Source organism: Paenibacillus xylanivorans (assembly GCF_001280595.1).
GTDB lineage: Bacteria > Bacillota > Bacilli > Paenibacillales > Paenibacillaceae > Paenibacillus > Paenibacillus xylanivorans.
On the sequence record NZ_LITU01000029.1, the window covers coordinates 86,439 to 88,952 of the forward strand.

Sequence of the window (2,514 nt, forward strand, 5' to 3'; positions counted from 1 at the left end):
CAGTACACTGGTAGCGCTTGATATCCCAAGACTAGCGTTGTAACACAGGAACTTCTGGGATGGTGGCCTATGCAACCTGTACTGATCCCGGACCTCGAACAGGGCCACTACTTTAATAACTGATTGGAACGAAACCTACCCCTTATTTTGGAGAAATGCACAATACTGGTGAGGAAGCTGAACAGAGTACTAGAATGTAAAAACTAGTGATTCGTAAACGAGGAGGCAGCCTGATAGTTTGGCTGCCTTATTCATTAAAGCTACGGGGAAACGTTAACTCAATAAGCTTTTACTAGATCCAGGACCGTTTGAAGGCTGTTTATGCGGACTCAGTTCCGGCAGTGTATATTTCGCTTCTAGGCTCCATCAACATGATATGACATTCCTTTTCGGAGGAGGGCTTGATTTCGAGTCCTTTCGGGACAATAAACATCTCATCCTTGGAAATTCTCACTTGACCATCACGAAAATCAATGATCATCTCGCCTTCGATCACAAAAAATAACTTATCGGTTTCGTGATGAACGTGCCATTCATAGTCCCCAGCAATCTTAACGATCTTAAATTGATTGTCATTCATTTCACCAATTAGTTTCGGAGACCAGTGATCGTTAAATTTAGATAGTTCCTCACTCAGTTTAATAGGTTGATAATGGATAGTAACTCCTCCTTATTGTTCACCTTCAGTATTATGTTTCTTACGAAATTCAGATATGATGTTTCCTTGGCCTGCCATAAGTATATTGAAATAATTTTTGGTTTAAAATGGGTGCCTGTTGAAGTTAGCATGGATTATTGATGAACTTTTGTCGATATTCAGTAGGAGAACAGCCAAATTTTTTCTTGAACACTTTACTAAAATAAAAGGGGTCAGCAATTCCAACCGTTTGTGCAATTTGCTGTACGGGCACATCACTTATAAATAGCATTTTTTGCGCCATGTTTATACGGTACTTTAATAGATATTCTGCTGGTCCCATGCCTGAATGCTTTCTGAATACGTAAGAAAGTCGATTTCGGTTAACGTTATATTGTTCTGCGAGCGATGCTATTGTAAGGCCTTGATAATAGTATTCATGAATATAATGAGATACCCGTTCGAATAAAGCATGTGATTCACTGCTAATTTGCCTATTCACAACACATATTAAGGCTTCGTTCAGTACATCGCGAAACAGCATTTCAGTCTGAAACATCGAAATACCTCCACGCTGATTATACACATGCCAAAGCCGCATAATTAATTCGAGAAGACGAGGAGATTGTCCCGTTGATAATTCAAAATGTTGATGAGAAAAGCTTGACTCTTCTAGTTCTGAGTTACATATCCGGTATTGAACAAGGATATACTCCCAGTTGGTGTTATCAAACATTTTTTTATCCAGTTTCATTTTCGCTCCCCCATGCACCACTTTTCCTGGCGAAAGCACATAAGGCATTCCATTAAATTGAAATTGGATCTTACCTGTAAGTGGAAACACAAATCCAGGAAAAGAATCTGTATAGTCAGCGTGAGGCACCCCTGGATTGGTAGCATATCGATATATTCCTTCTACTTGAAAAGGAATGTGTGCAAAATGCTCTGCTAATTGATTCACGTCTATTTTCACATTGCGTACCTCATTTCGATAGTAGTTAGCCGATAATCCTGAATTAATCATTGTACATCTTATATCCACATTATTGATAACGATTATCACTGTCAACATATATAACAAAAAAATACCGCCCCCGGCTCATTTCAGCGGGTGCGGCATCATATAAACGTCAATCAGCATTATCCCCGATTCCTTCACTTTTTTGATTTCCATTAAATAAATCATCCTCGACTCCCCTTATTGAGGCCTGCTCGCGGTAAGCGGAAGGAGAGGCTCCGTATTTTTTTTTGAACAATGTAGAGAAGTAAGTAATGTTGTACATCCCGACCGTTTCGCTGATCTTGGCGGCGGTATCTTTGGTAGTAAGTAGTAGTTCCCGTGCCATCTCTAACCGCGTATGGTTTAGATACTCGCTGAAGGATTGGCCGGTGGAGCCTTTGAACAGCTTACCGAGATAGCTAGACGAAAGACCAGCAGAGTTGGAAACTAACTCCAATGATAGATTCGGTTCCGGGTAATGGTCGCGGATATAGTATTGCACTTCCTCAATCACTTTGTTGTGTTTTTGTGCGTTGAGCCAGTTATTTTTTTCATCGATCAGAGCACATAATTTTGTACAATAGTCGCCTAAGCAGATAAATTTCAGGTTTTGGAGTCAGGTCAATTCTGGCTTAGTGGTACGCCCGATGTCGTCGGAAGCCGCAGTTCATATGATGCGAAATGGCCTAGAATATGTACTTGGGCCTAATTTCAGGCCAAAGATGATCCGAGAACCGTCTTCTATTATTTCCATACCCACTTTTCTTTGAACAGCAGCGCCCCGGAGCTATCGTCTCAGTCGATATTAAATAGGGTTTCGGAGTATGTGACTTCCCCGGATACGCCTGTATTTATTGGAGGAGGTCTTAATTCTCCA

The 2,514-nt window shown here is 40.8% G+C and carries 3 protein-coding genes; all 3 read right to left on the reverse strand.

The annotated features are described in order from the left end of the window. Positions 1-319 precede the first annotated feature (319 nt). Positions 320-658, reverse strand: a complete 339-nt coding sequence (locus AMS66_RS03080) for a cupin domain-containing protein (RefSeq protein ID WP_053779392.1) — start codon at positions 656-658, stop codon at positions 320-322. Positions 659-782: 124 nt separating this feature from the next. Continuing rightward, a complete protein-coding gene (locus AMS66_RS03085) occupies positions 783-1,610 on the reverse strand; it encodes a helix-turn-helix transcriptional regulator (protein WP_053779393.1) in 828 nt (275 codons plus the stop codon). 157 nt (positions 1,611-1,767) lie between these two features. Further along, the gene (locus tag AMS66_RS03090; RefSeq protein WP_201782128.1) at positions 1,768-2,151 is read right to left on the reverse strand and encodes a helix-turn-helix domain-containing protein; all 384 of its coding nucleotides are present in this window, start codon (positions 2,149-2,151) and stop codon (positions 1,768-1,770) included. Positions 2,152-2,514: the final 363 nt, after the last annotated feature.